Source organism: Streptomyces atratus, assembly GCF_014648655.1.
In the GTDB taxonomy this organism is placed as follows: Bacteria; Actinomycetota; Actinomycetes; order Streptomycetales; family Streptomycetaceae; genus Streptomyces; species Streptomyces atratus.
In genome coordinates, this window is sequence record NZ_BMRN01000051.1 from 20,508 (window position 1) to 36,912 (window position 16,405).

The window sequence follows — 16,405 nt, forward strand, 5'->3', positions numbered from 1 at the left end:
TGATCCCGGGTGATCCAGACGAAAGACCGTGGCCCGTGGGCCTACTTCCCCGTGACGTAAGCGTTCCAGATCCGGAGCGGGAAGACATTGCCGCGTTCCGAATCGGGCCCGCCCACGCCCTGCATTCCCAGCAGTTGAGGGGTGCCCGGCTTGTTGCGGAACATCGTGACGGCCGTGGTCAGCCCTTTGGTGCGGCCGATGAACCAGGCCGACTTCATCCGGTCGTCCTCGCCGGTCGACCCCGCCGCGAGGTCGTCGGAGGCCGCAGTCCTGGCGAACGTACCGAGCTTCCCGTCCCGGCCCAGCCGCGTCCAGGCCACCATCCCCAGGGTGTTGTTCACGTCGTTGGCCACCGAGGCGTCCATCGCGCGCCGCGGCTCGGGCTTCTCGAAGCCCTCGACCGCCTCGCCGTCCCGGGTCATCCTGGTCACCGAGTAGGGATCGGCCCGCATGCCGTCGTTGCTGAAGGCGGTGTACGCGTCCGCCATCCTGACCGCGCTCGGGGTGGACGTGCCGAGGGGAAAGGACTTGTCCAGACGGGCCAGGCTCTTCTCGTGCAGCCCGGTCGATACCGCCAGTTCCTTCACCTTCTTCAGCCCGATGTCCTTGCCGAGCAGTACGAAGGTGGTGTTGGACGACTTGATCAGCGCGTCGCGCAGGGACGTCGGCGCCGTGACCATCGCCTGGCCGGGACCGGCACCCGACGGGGCGGGGGGCGCCGCGTACGGGCCGTTTTTGATCAGACGCCCCCCACTGTCGTAGCCGCTGTCCAGGGTGATCCCGTCGCCGTGCTGAAGGGCCGCGGCCAGCACGAAGGGCTTGAAGGCCGAGCCGACGGGGACGCCCGCGGTGTCGGCGTTGTTGGCGAAGTGGGTGACCGCGTCGGCTCCGCCGTACACCGCGACCACGGCCCCGTCGGAGCGCACGGATGCGGCGCCGACCTCGACGTGCTTGTCCTCGGGACGCTTCTCGGGGTCGAGGTCGCGCTTGCGTACGCTCCGCACGGCCCGTTCCAGCTGCCCCACCCTGGCCTTGTCGAAGGTGGTGTGCACCCGGTAGCCGCCCCGGAAGAGGTCCTTGTCGGTGAGGCCCGAACGCTTCTTGATGTACTTGTTGGCGATGTCGACGAGATAGCCGGTCTGGCCGCCGAGGCTGGTCGGCTTGGCGGCCGGCTTCGGCTCGGGGAACTTCTGGTACGCGGCCCGCTCGGCCTTCGTCATCGTGCCGATCTCCACCTGCCGGTCGAGGATCCACTCCCAGCGGTCGACGGCGCGTTCGTGGTTGGCCTTGCTGCCCGCGGGGTCGTACTGCTCCGCCCCCTTGAGCAGGGACGCGAGCAGCGCCGCCTGGCTGGGGTCGAGGTCCTTCGCGGGGATTCCGTAGTACGCGTTCGCCGCTGCCTGGATGCCGTAGGCGCCGCGGCCGAACCAGCTGGTGTTCAGATACCCCTGGAGGATCTCCTTCTTGCCCTGCCTGTTGTTCAGCTTCAGCGAGATGAAGAATTCCTTGAACTTCCGGGTGGCCGACTGCTCCTGGCTGAGATAGGTGTTCTTCACGTACTGCTGGGTGATGGTGGAGCCGCCCTGGGTCTCACCGCCCGTGACGATGCTTACGGCCGCGCGGGCGATTCCCGTCGCCGATACTCCCGGGTCGGAGTAGAAGGTCTCGTTCTCGGCGGCGATGACCGCGTTCTCCACCGAATCGGGTATGTCGGCGAGCGTGACGTTCTGCCGGTTGACCGCGCCCACGCTCACCAACTGGCTGCCGTCGGCCCAGTAGTAGACGGTGCCCTGCCTGCGCGCCTCGTCGTTCTCGTCCGGGATGTCGACGGATGCGTACACCGCGGCGAACAGGCCTGCCAGCGCGACGAGTCCGAGCATGACCCCGCTCAGCACCTGCCGCCACGAAGGGACCCAGCGACGCCAAGTGCGTTTTCCCCGGCGGGGGTAGTCGACAGCGAGTCTGCGAAGGCGGGTCGGGCGGGTCGGGCGGTTGGGGCGTCGGGCCATGGTCCAGCTCCTCGTTCACCGTCCCGTACCGGTGGCGCGGGCTTGTGAGAGAAGATGTTCCGGATCGCGATCAGGTTGTCCCGGGGCCCTTCCGGTAAAAGCGGTGGACCCGTACCGGACGGCCTTTCCGGAGGAACAGCCCGCGATGCCCGACTTTGTCGTTCGGTGCTGCGACCGGGCGCGCTCAGGCGAGGCCCGCCTCTTCCAGGGCCGACCTCGCGCAGGCCCGGACGAGGGGGTCCTCCTCGGACTCTCCGGCGGCGATCAGGGCCTCGGCGACCGCCGGGTCGTCCGAGGCGTAGGGGCCGAGCGCCATCGCCGCGTACTGGCGCACCAGATCCTCCTCGGGGTCGTTCAGCGCCGCCAGCAGGGCTCTGCCCGCGCGGTGGCGCAGGTCGGGGTCGGCCGGGGGCCACAGGCGCAGGACTGTGGCGCACTCGATGCGGGCGAGGTCGTACTCGCCCGCGTCGGCGACCACCGAGACGAGGAACGGCTGGGCGGCCGCGTTGCCGTCCAGTTCGGCGATGATCTCGCGCTTCCTGTCGCTGTCGGCCGGCAGGGCGCGGTACTCCTCGACGAGGCGGGCGAGATGGGCGAGGCGGTTGGCGCGGGTGGTGTCGTCCGGGGTCGGCTCGGGGTTCATGGGCGGTGTTCCTCCGTCCGGAGGCTCAGGGCCAGTTGATCAGGGTCATGAAGGCGACCCAGGTGAAGAACACGGTGGCGGGTGCGGCCACGGCAAGGCCGATCGCGGCCGGTGGCCTGCGCCTGGTGAACACCCAGCTCGCCACCAGGACGACCAGAGCCAGGAGCAGGCCGCAGCAGGAGACCGTCCAGGCCGGACCGAAACTCGCGTCGAATCGGTCGGCATCCGCCTCCGAGCAGGAGTCGCAGGCCATCGGCGAAAGCATGCTGTACACCAGGGCGAAGAACGTGAGCGGGAGCGTGACGACCGTGGAGATCAGCGAGGCGATCCAGGTGTGCCGGGGGCCGTCGGTGCTGTCGGCGCTGTCGGGGGCTTCGTCCGTGAGGTTGTCGGGCATGCGTGCGATTCAACCGGGCGCCCCGGTGCGGCACATGAGTTGCCGTACCTAAGGCCTCCGGTCGCTTCGGGTCAGTCCCACCAGAAGGACCAGGTCTCCTGGTTCAGCACCATCTTCTCGGCGTAGACGTCCAGGTCGTACGGCGGGTTCTGCTCGATGTTGTCCGGGCAGAACGCGAAGTGCTCGGCGGCGACCGCGCGGGCCTCCGGGAGGGTGGTGGGCGGGCGGCCCACCGAGACCGTCAGGGTGTCGAATCCCAGCACCACGACCCGTATGCCGAAGCGGTCCTCCCAGGAGCGGAGCACGGCGCTGAGCCGGGCCGTGTCCTCCTCGTAGTTGACCGGACCCGACCAGCCGATCGCCGCCGGTATGTCCGCGCTGCGCCGGGCCGGGACGAGCGCCAGCCGTGAACCGGCGTACCAGCCGTCCGGGCCGACGCACTCCTCGGCGATCGCGGCCGCCAGGTCGTCGGGGGTGTCCTGCCCCTCGGCGGCTGGGACGGGGGCCAGGCCCGGCCATTCGCCCTCGGCGGCGTCGAGTTCTTCGGGCGCGCAGTCCTCCCAGTACTCGCTGAGCACCTCCTCGGCGTCGTGATCGCCGGGGTACGACGTGCTGTCCGGGATCAGGTCCCAGGTGTCGGGCCACTGGTCGCGCCGCCCGCCGTCTATCAGCACGGGGAGCAGCCCGACCGCCCGCCCGGCCGCGCGCAGCGTGCGCCATGTGCCGTGGGTCGCGGGCTCGTCGGCGCACCAGAGCAGCGGCTCGTGCCAGGTGCCGTCGATCGTGGCGTCCACCATTGAGCCGGGCGGGAGTTGGAGCCCGGACGTGGCCAGGGACGGGAGCGGGTTCGGAAGTGTCGCCATGACCAAACTGTAGGTCCGGCCACTGACAACCGGCCGGGCGCCGCGTGCTGGGTTACAGGTGTGCGTGAACCTCGACGAACGTGGTGGGCGCCGTGGTGCCGTCGGGCAGCGGCGCGGGCGCGGTGACGTGGCCGAGCGCCTGGCCGTTCGCGCTCTGGCCGGGCCGGAGTTCGCGGTTGATGTGGACGGTGAGTTGGCGCCCGTCGGGTGCCGTCGTGACCAGGATGGCTGTGCCGTCCGGGGCGTCGGTGGTGGTGAAGGAGGCGACCTCCGCCGTGATGCCCGATGCGTCGAGCCGGGTGGTGACGGACGGGTCCGGGGTGTCGCTCGTGCTCTGCATCTGCGGCTCGGCCTCGCCGACGACGAGCGCGAGCAGCTGGGCCACGACGACCGGGTCATGCGCCCCGTCGTACACCCAGCGCTGCCCCAGCACGCCGTGCTCGGTCGTGCCGATGAGTGTGTCGTCGGCGCCCGGAAGCGGTGCGCCGCGGTAGCTGAACAGCACCTGGTACTTGGCTGGTTGGTCCCCCGAGGTGTCGGTGACCACCATGAACTCGATCCCGACCTCGCCCTTCGGGTCGTCCAGGCGGAATCCGCCGGTCCGGGCCAGCTCTGGCTGCTGTCCCGTGCCGCGGTACCAGGGCTGTGCGGGCAGCCAGGTGGTGAGGAGTTCCAGCTTGGTGGGCGACAGGGTGGTGTGGTGGATGACAGCCATGGCGGTGGTATTCCTCCCGGGGCGTGGGCTCAGACGAGTCGCGGGTCGGCGGCGAAGCCGGCGAAGGCCGTCCAGGTGGTGGGGGCGACGGTGAGGACGGGGCCGTCGGGGTTCTTGGAGTCGCGGATGTGGATCGCGGCGGGGTGGGCGGCGATCTCGACGCATTGCCCGCCCTCGCTGCCACTGTGGCTCGACTTCTGCCAGTCGTAGGCGACTTCGAGGCACTGCCCGCCTTCGTCGCCGCTGTAGCTGGACTTGAACCACTTGCGTGCAGTGCTCATTGCTCTCCCAGCAGACGGTCCAGCAGGCCCACGGTGTCTTCGGGGCTGAGGGCCTGGGCTCGCAGCATTGCATATTTCTGGGCGAGGATGCTGACCTCGTCGGGGTCGGAGACGAGCAGGCTGCCGCGTTGTGTCTCGGAATAGGCGACGCGCTGGAAGTCCGGCGTTTCCAGGAGAGTGAAGGGGCCATTCAGCCCGGCATGGGTGCGGTGGTTCAGTTGCAGGACCTGAAGGCAGATGCCGGGGAGCGCGGCACACGTCCTCAGGTGGTTCAGCTGCTCCGCATGCCCTTCGGCGTCGAGGAGTTGGAGCATCAGGACGGGCTCCCAGACCACGAAGCTGATGGTCGGGGGCGATGGTCGATGGAGGATCTCCTGGCGCTCCAGGCGGGCCTCCGTCTGGATGGCCACCTTTTCCTCGCTGAAAGCCGGGACCCGGTTGCGGAACACCGCCTCCGCGTAGCGGCTCGTCTGGAGGAGTCCCGGTACGACCTGGTTGTCGTACCAGGAAAGCGCCAGGGCCTCCCGCTCCAGGTCCAAGTACTCCTCCGCCCACGCCGGGATCAGGTCGATCTCCGGCATGTTCGCCACTGCCTCCTTCAACGCGCCCTTGGTGTCCAGCCGTTCGTCCAGCTTGGCCGCGAGGTCGGGCAGTAGAGCGCGTCTGCCCTGTTCGATGGAGGCGATCGTCTCCACCTGATGGCCCACCAGGTAGGCGAGTTGGGTCTGGGTCAGGCCGACCGCCCGGCGGAAGACGGCGACCAGTTTGCCCACGAGTTTCATTGCCGACGCGTTCTTGCGCTTCCGCTTTCCGGGGTGCATACGGAGCGAACTTCCACGTGCGCGCTCGCGTCACGCGCGCATGACCCGTACAAGAAATCTGTACGGGTGCGAGTCCCGTCAGGACCGGGGCTCGGGCGGGGTCCATTCGACGGCCTCCCGGACCGTCGCGTCCGGGTCCTGGGAGAGGCGGTGGAGGAGTTCCGTGGCGGCCGGGCTCGACCAGTTCTCGACGGCCCATACGAGGGCCCTGCGGACCTTCGGGTCCGGGTGGTCCGCGAGGTGGGCCAGTCGGTCGACCGGTCCGCGTCGGCGCATCCCGAACCAGTGGAGCGTCTGGATGAGCTGTTCGGAGTCGCCGGGGCTGCCCGCCGCGGCGATCCGGCGCACGAGGACCGCGGAGGCGGGGGGAGGGCCGTCGAGCGGGTGCGGGCGGCGTTGCCGCAGGCGCTGCGAGCCGTACTCGCCGCGTACCCGGCAGCCGAAGCAGGTGCAGGGCACCTTGCCGTTCGAGTCGGGGAAGTAGCGCCAGCCGGTGACCTGGCTGACCGCGCGGATGCGGTGCACCTCGCGCTTGGTGACCGTCCGGGGGACGAACACCTCCCAGCCGCGCGGGTCGGGCAGGGCGGCGACCCGGCGTACTGCCTCGGCGGCCGTGACGGTCGCGGGGTCGCGGTGGTAGCGGCCCAGGGTGACGGGTTCGTCGTCCGGCAGGCGGATGTGCACGGCGACGAGTCCGCGCGGGCCGCTGCGCCTGGACAGTTCGCGCAGCCACTGGTGGGTAAGGGTGTACGAGGGGAGGACGGGGAAGCAGTAGAGGCCCCGTGGCAGTGAGGCGTCGCGGCCGTGGCTGATGGCCCGTATTCCGGAGCGGCGGACGCGTGGAGCGTTCGCCGCAGGTGTCAGGTGTACGAACATTGCCATGCGGGCGATGCTAACGAGTGGGTGTGCGGTCGGCCGGGTCCGGTGTGTGTTCTGGGATGCTCGGCGGTGTGGATACGGGCAGCGTGGTCGTGCCGTCGGCCTCCGCCGCGAGCCGCAACGGCGTTCGCTCTCCAGCGGACGAAGACTGTCGAACGTACGGAAGCGCGGCACGAACCCGTTCAGCTCGTCGCACTCCACTCGGTGGACAACGGGCCCGGACACCCCCTCGGGCAGCAGGAACCCCTTCGGCACCCGGCTTCGAAGTCGGGCACCCTCGCCGCCCCGGGACGATCGGCCGCCCTCCGTCGAACCTCTTTCTCGGGGCACCCGCGTACAGCGCCGAATCCATGGAGACCTGGATCGGGTAACGAGCCGCCCGACGGTCGTTGTTGATCATCAAGAGTGCAGAATGGGCCGTATGTCGATATCGAACACCCCTGAAACGGCAACGGTCGAAGATGCTGAGGAGATCGGCCGCATGCTGGCCAGTGCCTTCGACGACGACCCGATGATGCGCTGGTTCTTCCCCGAGGACTCCTCCCGCGAGGAGGGGATGGCCCGCTACTTCAGCACGATCTTCGCCCGGCAGTACGTCCGGCACGGGGTGTGCGAGCGGACCGGCGCGGCGGCCGCTTTCTGGGTGTCGCCGGAGGGCCAGAAGAAGGCGGTTCCCGACGCGGAGACCGTTCAGGAGCTTGAGGACATCCTCGGCGACCGTGCTCCGCTGTTCCGTGCGGCCGTCGAGGCGGCGGCCGAGCACGGGCCGAAGGAACCCCACTGGTACCTGGCCGTGGTCGGCGCGGACCCGGCCGCCCGGGGGCAGGGGCACGGGGCCGCGCTGCTGCGCTCGGGCCTGGCCAAGGCCGACGCGGCGGGTCTGCCCGTTTACCTGGAGTCCTCCAAGCCGGACAACCTGCCCTTCTACGAGCACTTCGGCTTCACCGTGCTCGGCGAGGCGCAACTGCCGGGCGGCGGACCGGTTCTGTGGGCCATGCGGCGCGCTCCCCGTACGCCGGACGGCGTCTGAGCCCTTCGTGCCGACCGGCTGACTGACCGACTCCGCGTTCCGCAGCAGTCGGGGAGCGGCTAGGGCCTGTTGCGAAAGTAGATCTTGTACGTAGATCGTCACAGCTGTCACACCTTGCTGACGCAGAGCCGCAGCGCCCGCGAAGTGGCCAGCGCCGCTGGCGTTGGGCTGCAACATGCGTATGCGGTTACGTGGGTCTACCGATGATTCCGCCGCTCTGCATCCGATAGGTTCGGAGGATGGTCAGCTCCTCTTACCCGCTTCTCTGGCAGCCCGCGGCTTTCCCGCTTGCGGCACAGCAGGTCAAGGACGCGTACGCCCGCGTCAGGGCATCGCTCATAGATGACGCATTGTTCATCCAGGACGCAGCCCAGTACGGCGTCACGGTCGACGAGCTCGACCGGAGAATGCAGCAGCCGCCCGCCCAGCTGGACAGCGGATCGTCGTGGGACTGGCTCGACGGTCCGGAGCACTACCGACGCGCTGTGCTGCGGGTCCTGGTAGAGGCGTATCGATCAGCCGACCGGCACGAACTCGCGGGACCCGTCGAAGTGCCCGGGAATGCGGTCCATGTAGTCGCAGCCGACGTTCACGTCGATGGGGACCTCGTGCTGGAGGAACAGGCGGTGCTGTTTGTCCTGGGCAAGCTCTCGGTGAGTGGGGCGCTGGTAGGCAGGCCGGGCTACTCCGTGGCCGCCGCGAGGGAAATCGAGTGTGCCGACGGTGCCACCGGAGGCGAGGTATTGGCGCTGGGCGGCATCCGGTGTCCGGGCACCTTCTACTTCGGTCACAATGATTACTCCGCACGTGCAGCGTGGTACGACGGCGGCATCCTCGTCGACTTCGAGCGCTACAACGCATTCGGCCGTGTCGCCGTCCGGACGCGGGTCACCGACTGGGATTTCCCAGCTGCGGCCCGCGTCCTGGGGCTCCCCAACGATGAGGGCGACTTGCTGGGCGCGTACACGGAGAAGCTGCTGAGCGAGCAAGGCAGGGCATGACTGCAGGGCGCACAGACCGCCAGCCATCCAAAGCGTGATGGCCTGGGGCTGGGCATGAGAGGGTCCTCGGTGTCCAACGATGGGTAGATGCGTGTTCCGAGACGGGGCTCCCGTTCCTGGCCGCGCTGTGCACGCAGTCACCGACCTCGATCCGCGGGCCACCGCCCCCGCCGGGGTCGCCGGGGTGCGGGGCCTTCAGGTTGCGCATGCAGGCGTAGCCCTCGCCGGAGACCGGCTTGTCCTCCAGGATCGCGATGCTGACCGGCGCGTTGACCGCGAAGTCGGCGTTGTCGGAACATGCGGTGGCCTCGAAGGGATCGGGGAAGCCGATGTCGGCCCGGTCGATGACCTTCGCGACGGCCTTGGGATCGTCGCAGGGAACCTCGCGGTAGACGACCTTCTGGCCCGGCTCGGCGGCCGCGCACTCGCCCTCGGCGAGGAACTGCACTCCGTACGACGGGTTCACGGAAGGGGTCGGCGCGGCGACGGCGGCGGATGTCTGTGCCGCGTCCGACGGATGGCCGTCGCCCGCCTTTCCACAGCCGGTGACCAGCACCAGCGCCGCGACCGTGGCGGCGGTCGCAGCAGCGTGTCTGCGTGATGACGCCGGTATGCGACCGCTCTTCGTACGCACGTTTCCCCCTCGGGCTCGATCTCCGATTCTACGATCGACTGCCCTTGGGGGAACGTGAGTTGCCGGAGTGCCAGTGCCGAAGGATCAGTACTGGAGGATCAGTACATGAGGGCGTCGGCCATTTCGCTCTGCCAGTAGGTGACGAAGCCGTTGTCGCCCCAGGTGGTGCCTGCGGGGAGGGTCAGCTTGGCGGGTGAGCCGGTGGAGCCCTGGTTGGCCTTGCCGGTGAAGTACACAGTGAGGTGGGTGCCCTTGTGCAGCTCCTGCCCGTCGGGCTCACCGGACAGCCCGATGGAGGCGTACGCGGACTGGCCCGGCGCGAGCGTGACCACGGCCTGCGGGATGCTGTCGCGGAGGACCGGGAAGGCGGCCTGGGCGTCGTCGAACCGAAGCGCCGGCGCGTGGTACGCGTAGCAGGGTACGGAGCCGGTGTTGGTCGCCGTGAGCAGCAGGTGGTTGATGGGGCGGCTCACCTTGCTGACGGTGACCTTGGTGTTCGAGCCGGTGCAGGTGACGGGTGACTTGCTGCCGCTGCCGCTCCCGGCGCTGCTCTTTTCGTTCTTGCTGCCGCCGGTGGAGCCCTTGGAGGTGGCGGAGGCGTTCTCGGCGGGGGCCTGGGCCGTGCCGCTGTTGGTCTCCTTGGTCTCCTTGGCGTCCTTGGCGTCCTTGTTCGTGTCGGGGGTGGTGGCGGTGGCGTTCGCCGCCGGAGCCGCCGCGCCTGCCTTGCCGTCGTTCGCGTTGTCGTTGCCGCCGCAGGCGGTGAGCGAGAAGGCGGCCAGGAGGGCGGTCGCGGCGAGGGCGGTGGTGCGGATGTGGTTGCGCATGGTGGTGGTACTCCCCGTGTGTGGGCCGGTCATGTCGGTCGGTCAGTTGTGGCAGATCAGGACCATGACGATCGCGGTGGACACGATCACCACTCCGATGGCCACGGCATCGACGAGCTCGATGCGGAAGTGGATTCGCACTGCGTTGTCCCGGTGGTCGCTGCGGTGTGTCCACAGATTGCGGGACCGCGGAATTCGACCGCAACGCCGAACAGCCCATTGGGGAAGCTGGAATGCCTACGCGTACTGTGACCTGGGCAGATTCCACGTCCCTGGAACGGTGTTCTGGGACGGACCAGGAGGGGGAACGCCGAAGTGGCGACGCCGGAGGCCGGGGATTTCGCGGCTCTGCTGAAGGAACTGAAGGACCGTTCGGGGCGCAGCTACGGGGTTCTCGCCGGAAGACTGCACGTCAGCACGTCGACGCTCCACCGGTATTGCAACGGTGAGGCGGTGCCGAACGAGTACGCCCCGGTGGAACGGCTGGCGCGGTTGTGCGGCGCGGGCCCGGACGAGCTGGTCGAGCTGCACCGGCGGTGGATCGTGGCGGATGCGGCACGGAGACGCCCTGCCGCGGCTGCTCCTGCTCCTGCTTCTGCTCCTGCTCCTGCTCCTGCTCCTGCTTCTGCGGAGCCGGGGCGGGACGCGGGTTCCGACTCGGGTCCGGAGGCGGGTCGTGGCTCCGAGACCGAGTCCGAGGCCGAGTCCGGGGCTGGTGGCGACGGGTCCGAGCTCACGCCCGCGATCGTGACTGGTGAAGCGAGCCGGCCCCGGCGGTTCCTGGCCTCCGCGCGGGCGCGCGTGCTGCTCGCGGCCGTCGCCGTCGTCGCGCTGACCGTGCCCACCTCGATCGTCGTCAGCAATCTGTCGGGTACGGACAAGGACGATCTCAGCAACGCCCCCGCCGTGGACGTGAAGGACCCGGACGAGGCCGAGCTCGCCGGGCCCGGCCACGACGCGAGCGCCACCGCCTCACCGAGCGGGGCGAAGAAGTCGGGCAAGCCCGTGCCGTCCGGCTCGGCGACCGTCTCGTCCCCGCCGTCCGGCGGCGCCTCCGCCACGACCGGGGGACATGGCACGGGATCCGGTTCGGGTGGGCAGCAGAGCGGGGGCGTGCCGCTGAGCGCCACCATCAGCTCGTACAACTGGGAAGAGCCCTGCGGCCAGCACTACGTTCTGGACCAGAAGCCGGAGGACGTGCCTCCGCCGCCCTCGCCGCAGGGCACCCGGGGCTGGGCCAAGGCGCTCGGCGGCGTGGACGGCGGCAGCATGCAGCTCGAACTCACCGTGCAGGGGAAGTCGGGGCAGGCCGTCGTACTGAACGGACTGCATGTGCGGACGCTGTCCCGGAAGGCGCCGCTGGCGTGGTCGGCGTACTCGATGGGCGAGGGCTGCGGGAGCGGCATCACTCCGCAGTCCTTCGACATCGACCTCGACGACGGCCGGCCGAACCTCACCCCGGTGGCGGGGCAGCAGGCGGATGTGCGGGTGCCGCCGAAGGACTTCCCGTTCCGGGTGTCCTCCACCGATGTGGAGGTGTTCGACCTCAAGGTCCACGTCGAAGGGCACGACGTCAGCTGGTACCTGGACCTGGAGTGGAGCAGCGGCGGCCGGACGGGGATGCTGCGCATCGACGACGGCGGGAAGCCGTTCCGTACCAGCAGCATCCAGGCGCGGCCGAAGTACATGTACCGGTACGACACGGCCCAGTGGGTGACCAAGGAGTGGGACTAGCGTCCCTCGTGGTCACGGCCACCGGGCCGGTGCGTACGGACTGTGTACGGAATCCGTACTGACTGACTGACGTCCTGGTCAGAGGCGCTCGGGGGTCCTGATGCCGAGCAGCTCCATGCCCTGGTGCAGGGTGCGGGCGGTGAGGTCCGAGAGGAAGAGGCGGTTCTCGGCCACATCGCTCGGTACCTCGGGCTTGAGCACCGGGCACTGGTCGTAGAACGTCGTGAAGAGCGACGACAGCTGGTAGAGGTACGAGGCCAGCTTGTGCGGCTCGTACGCGGCGGCGACCTCGGCCACGACCTCGGCGAACTGGTCCAGGTGCAGGCCCAGCGCGCGCTCGGCCGGGGCCAGCTCCAGCTCCGGGTGCGGCTGGGACTTCAGCTCGCCCGCCTTGCGCTTGATGGAGCGGGACCGGGCGTGCGCGTACTGGATGTACACGCTCGTGTCGCCGGTCAGCGACACCATCTGGTCCAGGTCGAACTTGTAGTCGCGGGCGGCCGACGTCGACAGGTCCGCGTACTTCACCGCGCCGATACCGACCTGCGTGGCGCGCTCGGTGATCTCCTCGTCGGTGAGGTCCTTGGCCTTTTCGCGCACGACGGTGGACGCCCGGTCGATCGCCTCGTCCAGCAGGTCCTGCAGCCGGACCGTCTCGCCCTCACGGGTCTTGAACGGCTTGCCGTCCTTGCCGAGCACCGTGCCGAAGGCGAGCTGCACGGCCTTGACGTCCTCGTTCAGCCAGCCGGCGCGGCGGGCCGTCTCGAAGACCATCTTGAAGTGCAGGGACTGCCGCGCGTCCACCACGTACAGCAGGGTGTTCGCCTTGAGGTTCTGGACCCGGTCGCGGATCGCGGAGAGGTCCGTCGCCGCGTAGCCGTAGCCGCCGTTGGACTTCTTGACGATCAGCGGCACCGGGTTGCCGTCCGGGCCCTTCACATCGTCGAAGAACACGCACAGCGCACCTTCGGAGCGGACGGCGACGCCCGACTCCTCCAGGATGCGGCAGGTCTCCTCCAACATGGCGTTGTAGCCGGACTCGCCGACGATGTCGGGGTCGCGGATCTCCATGTCGAGCTTGTTGAAGACCGAGTAGAAGTAGATCTTCGACTCGTCGACGAAGCGCTGCCACAGGGAAAGGGTTTCCTCGTCACCGGCCTGGAGCGCCACGACGCGGTCCCGGGAGCGGGCCTTGAACTCCTCGTCGGAGTCGAAGAGCACCCGCGAGGCCTTGTAGAGCCGGTTCAGCGAGGACATGGCGGCTTCGCCGTCCGCCGCGCCGCCGTCGCCCTCGTGGTTCAGCTCGCCCGGGTGCTCGATCAGGTACTGGATGAGCATGCCGAACTGGGTGCCCCAGTCGCCGATGTGGTGCCGCCGGACCACGCTCTCGCCCGTGAACTCCAGGATCTGCACCATCGCGTCACCGATCACCGCGGAACGGAGGTGGCCGACGTGCATCTCCTTGGCCACGTTCGGCTGCGCGTAGTCGATGACGGTGGTGCCCGCGGCGCTGTTGTACGGCACGCCGAGCCGGCCCTCGTCATCCGCGTCACGCGCGGCGAGGGTCTCGATGATCGCCCTGTCGGAGAGCGTCACGTTCAGGAAGCCGGGGCCGGAGACCTCGATCTCCTTGATCAGGCCGCCCGCCGGGATCGCGGCCGTGACCTGGGACGCCAGCTCGCGCGGGTTGCCCTTGAGCTTCTTGGCCAGGGCCAGGATGCCGTTGGCCTGGAAGTCGGCCCGGTCGCTTCGTCGCAGCAGCGGGTCCGCGGTGCCGGCATCCGGCAGCGCTGCCGTCAGGGCGTCCGCCAGCTGCTGCTGGAGCGTGGAAGCGAGGGAATTGACCGAGGCCATGGGCTGGCTGCCGTTTCCGTAGGGGTGCAAGGGATCAGGCCCAGTATCCCACGCACTGTAAAGCCGTTTTCGCGCTGCCGGTGGGACCTGGGAGAATGGGCGGTGCCCCTACGAGTCCCACAAGGGTGTTCCTACGAGTCCTACAAGAGAGAAGGACGTGCAGACCGTGGCTCAGAGTCAGAGCAGCACCGAGACCGACTGGGTCTCCCGCTTCGCGGACGATGTCATCGCCGAATCGGAGCGTCGTGCGCCTGGCAAACCGGTCGTCGTCGCGTCCGGTCTCTCCCCGTCGGGCCCGATCCACCTGGGCAACCTCCGCGAGGTCATGACCCCGCACCTGGTCGCCGACGAGATCCGTCGCCGGGGGTACACCGTCCGGCACCTGATCTCCTGGGACGACTACGACCGCTACCGCAAGGTTCCGGGCGGGGTCCCGGGTGTCGACGAGTCCTGGGCCGAGCACATCGGCAAGCCGCTGACCTCGGTGCCCGCCCCGGCCGGGTCGACGTACCCGAACTGGGCCGAGCACTTCAAGGCCGCCATGACCGCCGCGCTGGACGAGCTGGGCGTCGAGTACGACGGCATCAGCCAGACCGAGCAGTACACGATGGGCGCGTACCGCGAGCAGATCCTGCACGCGATGAAGCACCGCGCCGACATCGACGCCGTCCTCGACCGGTACCGGACGAAGAAGGACCCGGCGGCCGCGGGCAAGGGCAAGAAGCCGCAGCAGCAGAAGAAGGTCGACGAGGCCGAGCTGGAGGCCGAGGCGGGCTCCGGCGCGGCCGGCGAGGACGACGGCAGCGGCGGCTCGGCCGGCTACTTCCCGTACAAGCCCTACTGCGGCAACTGCGAGAAGGACCTCACGACCGTCACGTCGTACGACGACGACAGCACCGAGCTGAACTACACCTGCACCTCCTGCGGCTTCGCCGAGACCGTCCGGCTGAGCGAGTTCAACCGCGGCAAGCTGGTCTGGAAGGTCGACTGGCCGATGCGCTGGGCGTACGAAGGCGTGATCTTCGAGCCGAGCGGCGTGGACCACTCCTCGCCGGGCTCCTCGTTCGTCGTCGGCGGCCAGATCGTCCGCGAGGTCTTCGACGGCGTACAGCCGATCGGTCCGATGTATGCCTTCGTCGGCATTTCCGGCATGGCGAAGATGTCCTCAAGCAAGGGCGGCGTGCCGACCCCGGCCGACGCGCTGAAGATCATGGAGGCGCCGCTGCTGCGCTGGCTGTACGCGCGCCGCAAGCCCAACCAGTCCTTCAAGATCGCCTTCGATCAGGAGATCCAGCGGCTCTACGACGAGTGGGACTCGCTGGCGCGCAAGGTCGCGGACGGCTCGGTGCTGTCGGCCGACGCCGCCGCGTACGCGAGGGCCATCGGCACGGCTGCCGGTGAGCTGCCGCGTACGCCGCGCCCGCTGCCGTACCGCACGCTCGCTTCGGTCGTCGACATCACGGCCGGGCACGACGAGCAGACGCTGCGCATCCTGAGCGAGCTTGACCCGGAGAACCCGCTGACCTCGCTGGACGAGGCCCGGCCCCGGCTCGACCGGGCCGAGAACTGGATCACCAGCCAGGTCCCGGCCGAGGCTCGCACGATCGTCCGCGGCGAGCCGGACAAGGAACTGCTCGGCTCGCTGGACGAGCAGGGCCGTGAGTCGCTGCGGCTGCTCCTGGAAGGACTGGACTCGCACTGGTCGCTGGACGGGCTCACCACGCTCGTCTACGGCGTGCCGAAGATCCTGGCGGGCCTGGAGCCGGACGCCAAGCCGACGCCCGAGCTGAAGGCCGCGCAGCGGTCGTTCTTCGCGCTGCTGTACCGGCTGCTGGTCAGCCGGGACACGGGGCCGCGGCTGCCCACGCTGTTGCTGGCCGTGGGGGCGGACCGGGTGCGGAGGCTGCTGGGCGCGTAGGGGGTACTCGATACGGAGGGCCGTCACCCGTTGATTCGGGTGACGGCCCTTTGTCGTTTCCGGTTCCGTCCTCGAACGCCGGGCGGGCCGGGCGGGGCCCTACGCGATGTGGTTCTCCGCCATCTCGTTGTCGAAGCGCTGCTTGAACCCCGGCAGGAGGCGGCGTAGCAGGGCCGCGCTGCGGGGGTGCCTGACGTTGTGGCCGTCCGAGAGGTGTATGTCGAGGACTTCCGCGCTCGGGTAGTCCTGGTGTGCGTGCGTGTACGCGGTGAACACCTCGTACGCGATCTTGCTGAACTCGACTTCGGCCTCGGCCCATTCGGAAGGGTCGGGCTCCTGCTCCTGCACGGGCCGGGGTTCCGGCTCCGGCTCCTCGGACCGGGGCTCCGGCCGGGGTTCTGCGGCGCGGGGGCCCGGGACGGCGCCGATGGTGCCCACGTTGCCCAGGGGGCGGGTGCGGCCACCGGGGCCCGACGGGACCATGACCGGGGTGGGCTCCAGGCCCTCGACGTACGTCGGGTTGTACGCACTCTCGTACGCGTCGTCCGGCACCTGGGGCGCCGCGAACCACGGGCTCTCGTGCGAGCCCGGGCCCTCCTGGGGCCACTCCTCGGCGGCGGCCGGGTCGGAGGGGTGGGTGTGCTGCTGCTCTTGCTCGTACTGCTGCTGGGGGTGGGGCTCGGCGTACGGCAACTCGGGCTGGAACTCGCCCGGTTCGACCAGGGCCGGGGCCGGGGGCAGCAGGGCCGGTTCGATGCCTGCGGCGGCGAGGCCGGCCGGGCCGGTCTCGGCCAGCGGGACGCCG

At 69.5% G+C, this 16,405-nt stretch carries 14 protein-coding genes and 1 pseudogene; 4 read left to right on the plus strand and 11 right to left on the minus strand.

Features of this window, described 5'->3' with window-relative positions; translation table 11 throughout:
- Positions 1–41 precede the first annotated feature (41 nt).
- The 8 genes from IEZ15_RS37785 to IEZ15_RS37820 all read right to left on the minus strand — a co-directional run bounded on the left by IEZ15_RS37785 (position 42) and on the right by IEZ15_RS37820 (position 6,611).
- Positions 42–1,880 carry a transglycosylase domain-containing protein gene (locus tag IEZ15_RS37785; protein WP_229846385.1) on the minus strand — a complete coding sequence of 613 codons (1,839 nt, stop codon included), beginning with the start codon at positions 1,878–1,880 and terminating at the stop codon, positions 42–44.
- Positions 1,881–2,193: 313 nt separating this feature from the next.
- A complete protein-coding gene (locus tag IEZ15_RS37790; protein WP_189281509.1) occupies positions 2,194–2,652 on the minus strand; it encodes a hypothetical protein in 459 nt (152 codons plus the stop codon).
- A gap of 25 nt (positions 2,653–2,677) precedes the next feature.
- Positions 2,678–3,049 (minus strand): DUF983 domain-containing protein, encoded by a 372-nt coding sequence (locus tag IEZ15_RS37795; protein WP_189281511.1) that lies wholly within the window; start codon positions 3,047–3,049, stop codon positions 2,678–2,680.
- Positions 3,050–3,120: 71 nt separating this feature from the next.
- Positions 3,121–3,912, minus strand: coding sequence for a DUF4253 domain-containing protein (locus tag IEZ15_RS37800; protein WP_189281512.1), 792 nt, complete (start codon positions 3,910–3,912; stop codon positions 3,121–3,123).
- 52 nt (positions 3,913–3,964) lie between these two features.
- Entirely contained in the window at positions 3,965–4,627 is a 663-nt protein-coding gene (locus tag IEZ15_RS37805; protein WP_189281514.1) for a maltokinase N-terminal cap-like domain-containing protein, read from the minus strand.
- Positions 4,628–4,656: 29 nt separating this feature from the next.
- Positions 4,657–4,908: a DUF397 domain-containing protein gene (locus tag IEZ15_RS37810; RefSeq protein WP_189281516.1), complete on the minus strand. Its 252-nt coding sequence runs from the start codon at positions 4,906–4,908 to the stop codon at positions 4,657–4,659.
- Entirely contained in the window at positions 4,905–5,690 is a 786-nt protein-coding gene (locus IEZ15_RS37815; protein ID WP_189281518.1) for a helix-turn-helix domain-containing protein, read from the minus strand. Before IEZ15_RS37815 ends, IEZ15_RS37810 begins: the two co-directional genes overlap by 4 nt.
- Before the next feature lie 117 nt (positions 5,691–5,807).
- On the minus strand, positions 5,808–6,611 hold the full coding sequence (locus tag IEZ15_RS37820; RefSeq protein ID WP_189281520.1) for a HEAT repeat domain-containing protein: 804 nt from the start codon (positions 6,609–6,611) through the stop codon (positions 5,808–5,810).
- 409 nt (positions 6,612–7,020) lie between these two features.
- On the opposite strand from IEZ15_RS37820, the gene IEZ15_RS37825 reads away from it, so the two are divergent.
- A complete protein-coding gene (locus IEZ15_RS37825) occupies positions 7,021–7,638 on the plus strand; it encodes a GNAT family N-acetyltransferase (protein WP_189281522.1) in 618 nt (205 codons plus the stop codon).
- 239 nt (positions 7,639–7,877) lie between these two features.
- Positions 7,878–8,639, plus strand: coding sequence for a hypothetical protein (locus IEZ15_RS37830; protein WP_189281524.1), 762 nt, complete (start codon positions 7,878–7,880; stop codon positions 8,637–8,639).
- Between the two features lie 732 nt (positions 8,640–9,371).
- On the opposite strand, the gene IEZ15_RS37835 is transcribed toward IEZ15_RS37830, so the two are convergent.
- Entirely contained in the window at positions 9,372–10,097 is a 726-nt protein-coding gene (locus IEZ15_RS37835) for a DUF4232 domain-containing protein (RefSeq protein ID WP_189281526.1), read from the minus strand.
- A gap of 315 nt (positions 10,098–10,412) precedes the next feature.
- On the opposite strand from IEZ15_RS37835, the gene IEZ15_RS37840 reads away from it, so the two are divergent.
- Positions 10,413–11,831: a helix-turn-helix domain-containing protein gene (locus tag IEZ15_RS37840; protein ID WP_189281528.1), complete on the plus strand. Its 1,419-nt coding sequence runs from the start codon at positions 10,413–10,415 to the stop codon at positions 11,829–11,831.
- Between the two features lie 78 nt (positions 11,832–11,909).
- Here IEZ15_RS37840 and argS read toward each other — a convergent pair whose 3' ends face one another.
- Positions 11,910–13,682 (minus strand): arginine--tRNA ligase, encoded by a 1,773-nt coding sequence (gene argS, locus IEZ15_RS37845; protein WP_189281530.1) that lies wholly within the window; start codon positions 13,680–13,682, stop codon positions 11,910–11,912.
- Between the two features lie 157 nt (positions 13,683–13,839).
- On the opposite strand from argS, the gene lysS reads away from it, so the two are divergent.
- A complete protein-coding gene (gene lysS, locus IEZ15_RS37850) occupies positions 13,840–15,600 on the plus strand; it encodes a lysine--tRNA ligase (RefSeq protein WP_189281532.1) in 1,761 nt (586 codons plus the stop codon).
- A 99-nt stretch (positions 15,601–15,699) separates the two neighbouring features.
- Here the strand turns inward: lysS and IEZ15_RS37855 are convergent.
- Positions 15,700–16,405 (minus strand): annotated as a pseudogene (locus IEZ15_RS37855) (DUF2637 domain-containing protein); the annotation flags it as partial.